Origin of the sequence: Tissierella sp. (assembly GCF_052089545.1) — a bacterium.
In the GTDB taxonomy this organism is placed as follows: Bacteria; Bacillota; Clostridia; order Tissierellales; family Tissierellaceae; genus Tissierella_A.
On sequence record NZ_JBQDAA010000098.1, the window covers coordinates 691 to 8317 of the forward strand.

At 29.9% G+C, this 7627-nt stretch carries 7 protein-coding genes; all 7 read right to left on the minus strand.

Annotated elements, in window-relative coordinates; genetic code table 11:
* Positions 1 to 512 precede the first annotated feature (512 nt).
* The gene (locus tag ACTHW2_RS08045) at positions 513 to 1700 is read right to left on the minus strand and encodes a GumC family protein (RefSeq protein WP_442263436.1); all 1188 of its coding nucleotides are present in this window, start codon (positions 1698 to 1700) and stop codon (positions 513 to 515) included.
* A 106-nt stretch (positions 1701 to 1806) separates the two neighbouring features.
* Positions 1807 to 2370, minus strand: a complete 564-nt coding sequence (locus ACTHW2_RS08050) for a sigma-70 family RNA polymerase sigma factor (RefSeq protein ID WP_442263437.1) — start codon at positions 2368 to 2370, stop codon at positions 1807 to 1809.
* Positions 2371 to 2563: 193 nt separating this feature from the next.
* Complete coding sequence (locus ACTHW2_RS08055) at positions 2564 to 2986, minus strand: Hsp70 family protein (RefSeq protein ID WP_442263438.1); 423 nt, start codon at positions 2984 to 2986, stop codon at positions 2564 to 2566.
* A gap of 239 nt (positions 2987 to 3225) precedes the next feature.
* Positions 3226 to 4740 (minus strand): murein biosynthesis integral membrane protein MurJ, encoded by a 1515-nt coding sequence (murJ, locus tag ACTHW2_RS08060; protein ID WP_442263439.1) that lies wholly within the window; start codon positions 4738 to 4740, stop codon positions 3226 to 3228.
* A gap of 76 nt (positions 4741 to 4816) precedes the next feature.
* The gene (locus ACTHW2_RS08065; protein WP_442263440.1) at positions 4817 to 5383 is read right to left on the minus strand and encodes a competence protein ComK; all 567 of its coding nucleotides are present in this window, start codon (positions 5381 to 5383) and stop codon (positions 4817 to 4819) included.
* A gap of 248 nt (positions 5384 to 5631) precedes the next feature.
* Positions 5632 to 7161 (minus strand): murein biosynthesis integral membrane protein MurJ, encoded by a 1530-nt coding sequence (gene murJ / locus ACTHW2_RS08070; protein ID WP_442263441.1) that lies wholly within the window; start codon positions 7159 to 7161, stop codon positions 5632 to 5634.
* A 145-nt stretch (positions 7162 to 7306) separates the two neighbouring features.
* On the minus strand, positions 7307 to 7627 hold a 321-nt coding region (locus ACTHW2_RS08075; protein ID WP_442263442.1), incomplete at its 5' end, for an EAL domain-containing protein.

A 7627-nucleotide genomic window follows, 5' to 3' on the forward strand; every position in this document is an offset into this window, starting at 1 on the left:
AATACTAAAAGAACAGCCATTAATTTACTATACTTTCTCAAAATAATTCCCCCTCTGATTTTTTGTGTTTTGTTGCTTAAGTTATACTTTGTAATTTGAAAAACAGTTAAATCCTTTTATTTACATATATTCAACTATTTCCCAACACTTATCTACTATCATACACTATTTAGACAAGCATTGCAATATATAGATTGAAAAAACATAGAAACATTTACATCCACATATTCCCATAATACTGTATAAACACTACTAATACAGATATGGTGAAATATATGGATTTTGATCTCCTATGTATACAAAGTACATGCTACTGTGAACAGTTTAACACATATCAAAACTTAACTCAACCTATTTTTACCATAATAGTAATTTATTTTTACTAAGTACCAAATTTACCATATATGGCTTCTTATACCTTATAAAGAACTCCTTATTTATATGTTTTTAAAATGAAATTAAAAAAACATCAAGATATTTTATATCTTGATGTTTAAAATTTATTGTTTATATTATTTTGTTTTTTTACTTTTACTATATTCTATATATTCTAGTATAAAAGCTACTATTACTCCTGTCATAAGGCCTACAACTAAAAACATAGCTAGTTTTATAATCTTCCTTGTACCTACTGGATTGTTTTCTGAAACTGTATCCCATAGTACATTTATACTTATATTACCTATATCCATAGAACTTTGCATATTTAGTTCTTCATATTTCATCTCAAAGACTTCGTAGCTTTCTTGTGCTAGTTCTACCTTTTTAAGTATCATGCTTTCTGTCAATTCTGTTTCTTGATAGTCTTTTTTAAGATTTTGTATTGACTCTTGGATATCTTTTATACCTTGTTTTGTCGAAGCTATTCTTGCATTTGTTTCTGCTAAGTCTATTTCAAGAGTTCCTTTTCCAGTGTCTAAATATATACTGTCACTATTTGCATTGGGTCTTATAGCCATAGTTTCACTTTGTGATGATGCACTCTTTTCTAGACCGGCTTCTATTCCATCTTTCTTTATTTCTAAATCGTTTAAATCAAGTTTATATTTTGTAAGCTGTTCGTACATACCTTCTATTTCTCTATTTATTTCTTCTGCAGTTTTTATTCCATCAGTAGCATCTCTATATTCTTCAAGTGTCTTAGAGTATTTCTCTTTTTCTATATGCATTTGATCTTCTATAACTTCTAATAGCTTTGATGCATTTTCTTGTGATGTAGTAGTTACATGTTCTCTAAAATTTTCTGTTAGACTCTCTAAAAGTTCAAGACTTCTTTTAGGGTCTTTTACTGTTACCCTTATATCTATAATATCAGTTTCAGGATCCGAGCTTACTGATATAGCACCCCGAAGACTAGAAGTTGTATATGTATCTTCAAGTTTTAAGTCCTTTATTGTCTCTTCTAACACTTCATCTGAAGTTATCTCATCTATATAGTCTCCAAACTCCATGTTGCTTGAATCAGTTATAGTTTCAAGAAGGTTGTGCACTCTGTTTGAATCCTCAGTTGATATTTCTATAGGTTCTAAACGGTTTACTTCAAGTGAAACACTAGAAGCATATTTAGCTTTTGTGATTACAAAGGATTGAAGCATTCCAAGAAGTAAACACCCTATTGTAACTATAGCTATTATTCCTTTTCTTTTTAAAAGTATATTTATTATATCTTTTATAGATACATCCTCTAAATTGTCATACATTTTTTTGTTTCCTCCCATTCATATAAGTCCAAGCTTTATTTTATAATAAAGCTCAAACTTATACAAGAGATAAATTTAGAGTTTTATATTTTAAGTTAATAGTTTATCAAGCTTCTAAATGATGTTTTAACTTCTCTATTGCTTTTGTTTTAGTGTTTACTATAGTTCTATAACTTACTCCTAGATCTTTTGATATAGCTGTTATGCTTTTTCTTTTCATATAGAAGGCGAGTACTATCTTCTTTTGTCTAGCTGTTAGTCTCTTTAAGGCATTTTGTAGTTTGTAGTGAGTTTCTACTTTTATCATATCTTCTGGTCCTGCTGTGTCGTCACTTGGTATGGTGTTTATAAACTCTTCACCTTTTTCATCTCCTACCATTATATTTAGTGAAAAGTGTTCTTTTTCTTTATGCTTGTTTAAATAAAGATATCTTAGTTGTAGTTTTACATAGCCTAAAAAGTAGACTTTTTTCTCTATATCAAAGTTTTCTATACATTCTAATATACAAAGATCTCCTTCTTGAATTAACTCTTCATAATCTTCCCTTCTATTATAGTATCTTTTTATGCTAGATATTATAAGTGGTCTTAGTCTATTTAATATCTCTTCTTTTATATCTTTTTCACCTTGTTTTGCTTTCTTTAATAGTTCCTTCCATTCTTCATACATTTTTTATACTTCCTTTAAGAAGTACTTCTTTTATATTCCTAGGTGATGCTAGTTTATAGGAAAAAAAGACATAAGAAAAAGATAGAAAAGGAGCTATTCTTCTTTAGAATAGACTCCAAACCTATCTTTTTATATAGAATGGAATATATTAGCTTTTTTATGTGAACTTTTAAGTAGAGAATAGAAGCTCTTCCTATAACTTATCTCTATAAATAGAGTTAAAAGCTTTTAGCTCCCTTTGAACAAGCCTTGTATCTATAGTTCTCATATCTTCGACACCAGTACTTTGGATGGTAATAAATATATAAAGTAGCATTTCTTTATTCATATGAAAGGATATATCTACCTTTTCTTTTCCAGCATCATTTTTAGGTATATTTTCTATCAAAAAGTTACCAAGTTCTAAATTGTCTTCTACTATAGGGTTTTCACCACCATATACTTTGACACTTACAGCCCTTTGTAAATCCTTAGTAGTCTTATAAATTCTATCTCTAGTAAAAGGAAGCCTATCTCCTTTATATATTATAGGATCAAATATCTTCTTTAAAAGCCGCCCTTCCCTATCACGAACAGAAACACTAACACCTACACTCATCCTAGCAAAACCCGCCACAAGCAAACACCTTCCTTATATAAGTACTATAATTACAAGTCTTTCCAAGTAATAAATTTTTAAACCTATAGTTAGTAAAATCTAACAAAAAGATCCTTCGCTAAGCTCAGGATGACAAACTGAGAAAGAATGGTCTTTCCCTAATTTCAGAATGACAACCCGAAAGAAAGATCCTTCGCTAAGCTCAGGATGACAAAATAAAATACATTTAAATACATAATAAAAAAACTTGGAAGATTTTATCTTCCAATTTTTTGCTTCACTATGGCTATTAAACTATCTACTTCCTCAAGTTTTAAAAATGGCAATATGGCCAGATAAACTGCCGCCCCTACTCCTATGGAAACTATAAGAGATATACTCTCACCTACTGCTCCAAGTAGGAAGTTAAAAGCTAGTTTTGCTACTAAGCCCATAGCTAAAGATGCAGCTATTAGCTTTATCCAAGAATAAAATATTTTTCTAAAACTAAATCCATTTAATCTTTTTCTCAAACTTAAAATAAGTAGTGTTGAACCTAATATTCCAGATATACTTGTGGCTAAGGCTAGACCACCTATACCTAAAAATCTTGAAAGTATTATGTTTAAAATTATGTTTATACTTACTGCTATGACTCCGTTTATCATAGGGGTTTTACTATCTTTAAGAGCGTAAAAACCTCTAGATAAAACTTGCCTTAATCCAGCTCCTAACATTCCTATTGCATAGAAAAATAGGGCAGTAGAAGTCATATCTAAAGCTGAAGGATCAAATGCTCCTCTTCCAAATAACAATTTTACTATCGGTCCACTAAATACCATAGCACCTATAGTGGTAGGTATAACTAGTATGCTTATAGAGTTTATAGCTTCTATGATTGATGCTTCTAGTCCATTCATATCTTTTTCGGCTGCCATCTTAGATATCATAGGATACATTACCGTTGATATACTTACTACAAAAAGTCCTTGTACAAAACCGTTTAGTCTATTTGCATAGTTTAAAGCAGATATACCACCTATAACTACATTTGATGCAATACTTCTATCTACTAGTACATTTATTTGAGTTACTGATACTCCTATTATTACAGGTATAACTATTAGAGCCATATTTTTTATATGTTTATCTTTTATATCTATAAAAGCTTTATATTTATATCCTGCTTTTTTTATGTAAGGAAGCAGAAAAATTAGCTGAGATATGGTTGCTAATACAGTTCCTATTGCAAGAACTATTATATCTGTTCTTGAACTTAAAAACAGGGAGAATATTACTATTACATTCATTGGTATTCCTATAAGTGCTGGAATAGCAAAGTTATCTTTTATTTGTAAAAATGCTGTAAGAACTGCTATTATAGCTGTAAAATATATTCCAACTATACTTATCTTTGTAAATCTTATAGCAAGTGCTAGGGTGTCCCCAGTAAAACCTGCTGCAAAAAGTTTAACTACTGGTTCTGTAAATATAAGTACAAAAGATACTATTATAGTACAAATAACTACTATTATATTTATAAGGTTATTTGTATATTTTTTAGCTTCTTTATCTCCATAGTCTTTTTCTATACTTGAATACATAGGGATAAAACCTGTTGATATAGCGGCACCTACTAGTGCAAATATAACACTCGGTATTGTTATTGATATAATATAGGCATCCGATATATTAGTAGCTCCATAAAAGTATGAAAGACTGATTTCTCTTGCAAAGCCCATTATTTTAGAGATTATAGTTATAAACATTAAAAGTATTGCTGTTTTCTTCATTTATATATACTCCTTTTTCTTCTTTACCTAAAAAACAATACTCTTATTATATCACAGTTTTAATTTTATCAACCCTTTACTCTAAAAACATTTTTTCTATTTGTTGGATTTTTCTATATATGATAGTCAGATCCTCTTTTAGAGACAATATGTCCTTAGTATATATATTGTAATTAAGCTCTTCTTCTCTTAAGACGAAAGGATCTCTAGTGGTCTTCTCTTTTAAAAGTTTTGCAAGATTTATATTTTTAAGTATGGTCTTATCTTTTGATAAGATATCTAGAACTTTTCCGTCTTTAAAATATATGGTACCTTCTTTTACCTCTTCCACCTTTTCTATATTTACATATGAAAAGGCTCCATCATCTTTTCCTATTGGTTTTCTAGTTTTGACAGCTATAAAGATAAGATTTTTTGTAAAAGGTATAGGCGGAGTCTTTTTTATACCTAGCATCCTACCGTATGCCTTGTTTGAACTCTTTAGGTCATAGTGATAAAACTTACATATATCTTTTAAAACACTTTTTACTGACTTTGCAACTAATAAATCTTCACCTACTCTTTTTACCTTTGTAAAGTTTCCACCTTCTTTTGTATAAATAGGTATTATAGCTTCTATTTCATCTTTTAATATATCTTTCATAAGCCTCCTCCTTGTTTATCGAACATCCGTTTATTTATATAGCTATATATTAACAGAAACTAACGTTCGAGTCAATATAAAAAAATGCTTTTACACGTAAAGATGCCCAAGTATTTTTAAAAATACTTGGGCATCATAAAAAAGGGTCTTATTTCTGATAAATAAGTATATATTATAAAATAATATATCATATACTATCATACCATATTTCCATAATTTTACAATATGGTTTTTCTAAAATATTGTATTTACTTCAATTTAACCATTATACCTAATTCTTTTACTCTTAAAACAACACACATTACAAAGTAGACTATTGCAGCTATAAGAACTGTTCCTGCAAGTTTTAATAGTTCCATAAATCCTGTATCTGGAAAAGCTGCACCTAGTTTAAAGTATAAAAGATATACTACTAGACCCATAACTGTTGAAGCTATTGATATCTTTATTCCAGTCAAAAGGATATTTTTAAGTCCAAGTCTTCCTATTTTATATTTAAGATCTATTAAGAGAAGTAGTGTAGTCACTATAGCTGATATACTTGTTGCTAAGGCTAAACCATTATGCGCCATAGTTCTTACAAAAAATATATTTAGTATAAGGTTTACTATAACAGCTATGCCTCCATTTATCATAGGGGTCTTAGTATCTTGAAAACTATAAAACATCTTGTTTAACATAAGCCTAAGAGCGCTTGCTATTAGACCTACTGAATAGTAAAAAAGTGCTGAAGCTGTCATAGCAGTGTCACTAGCTGTAAATGCATTTCTTTGGAAGAAAAGTCTAACTACATCTTCTCCAAGAAGCATTATTCCGACAGTTGCTGGAATTGTTATAAGTAGGATAATATTTACTCCCTTTTTAAATATACTTCTTATTTCTTCTACATTGCCATTTGAAAAGGCTTTACTAAGCATAGGAAAAATTACAGTTGCTATAGCTGCTACAAAGACTGATATTATCATATCGTTTATCCTTGCAGAATATGTTAAAGCTGATATACTTCCGTCTATAAGTTCTGAAGCCAGAGTTTTATCTATGATTACATTTATTTGACTAACTGCCGATCCTATAAGAACGGGGACTACTAGAAACATAGCTTTTTTAAGGTATGGATCTTTAAAGTTTATGCGAGGTTTATATTTATATCCCCTATTTAAAACAGCTGGAAGCTGTATAAGTATTTGAGTAAATGCTGCTAAAACACTTATGATCATAAGTGTTTCTATATTTCCTGTCACAAAAAAGGTTAAGCCTATTAAAAAGACTAGGTTATATGGTATACCCATTATAGCGTGGGGACCAAATATTTCATTGCTTTGAAGATATCCTGATAGAACGTGGGTAAAACCAAGCATGACAACTATTGGCATACCTATCCTATTTAGTTTTACAGCTAAGAGAAACTGCTCTCCTTCAAAACCTTTAGCTATTATACTTATTAAAAGAGGCGAGGCTATATATCCAATTATTGCAGTTAGGAGAGTTACCAGAAAGACTATGTTTATCATATTGTTTAAATATCTCTTTTGAGATTTTGGACCTCTTTTTTCTCTTATCTCTGAAAATACGGGGATAAGAGTTGTGTTTAGAGCCATACCTATAGTTCCCATTATTAGAACTGTTGCTGTCATGGCAGCAAAGTATGTATCGGTTCGCATTCCTGAACCATATTTTGAAGCTATCATAACTTCTCTTAAAAAGCCCATAAATTTACTTAAAAGAGTAAATACAGCTATCATAGTGGCTGATTTTGCAATTGTCTTTTTATTTGTCATACTCTCTTACCTCTTCTTTTTAAAATATTCTATATTATAGTATACCATTATAGCATAGATAATAGTACAAGTCGGCTATAAAAATAGATTAGAAATCTCTTTCTAATCTATTTTTAAATATTTTTAAATATTTTTAAATTTATTTTTATTCTTCTTTTTTTAATATTTCTTCTACACTTTCTGCTCGCATAGGTCTTGCTAGAAAGTAACCTTGCCCATACTTTGAGCCTAGTTCTCTTAGGATTTCACATTGTTCCTTTGTTTCTATACCTTCCGATACTATGTCTTTTCCTAGTGCGTTTGCAAGTGATATAAGTGTTTTTATTACTTCTTGTCCATTTTCTTCTAGGAGTGCAACCACAAAAGTTCTATCTAGTTTTATATGGTCTATTTGTAACTCTTTTAGTCTAGCAAGTGAAGAGTAGCCTGTACCAAAGTCGTCCATGGAGATTTTTATACCTAAGCG

Bases quoted from the DNA above. Each gene is read 5' to 3' on its own strand.
- ACTHW2_RS08045 (WP_442263436.1), bottom strand. From the start codon at position 1,700: ATGTATGACAATTTAGAGGATGTATCTATAAAAGATATAATAAATATA.
- murJ (WP_442263439.1), bottom strand. From the start codon at position 4,740: ATGAAGAAAACAGCAATACTTTTAATGTTTATAACTATAATCTCTAAA.
- ACTHW2_RS08050 (WP_442263437.1), bottom strand. From the start codon at position 2,370: ATGTATGAAGAATGGAAGGAACTATTAAAGAAAGCAAAACAAGGTGAA.
- murJ (WP_442263441.1), bottom strand. From the start codon at position 7,161: ATGACAAATAAAAAGACAATTGCAAAATCAGCCACTATGATAGCTGTA.
- ACTHW2_RS08065 (WP_442263440.1), bottom strand. From the start codon at position 5,383: ATGAAAGATATATTAAAAGATGAAATAGAAGCTATAATACCTATTTAT.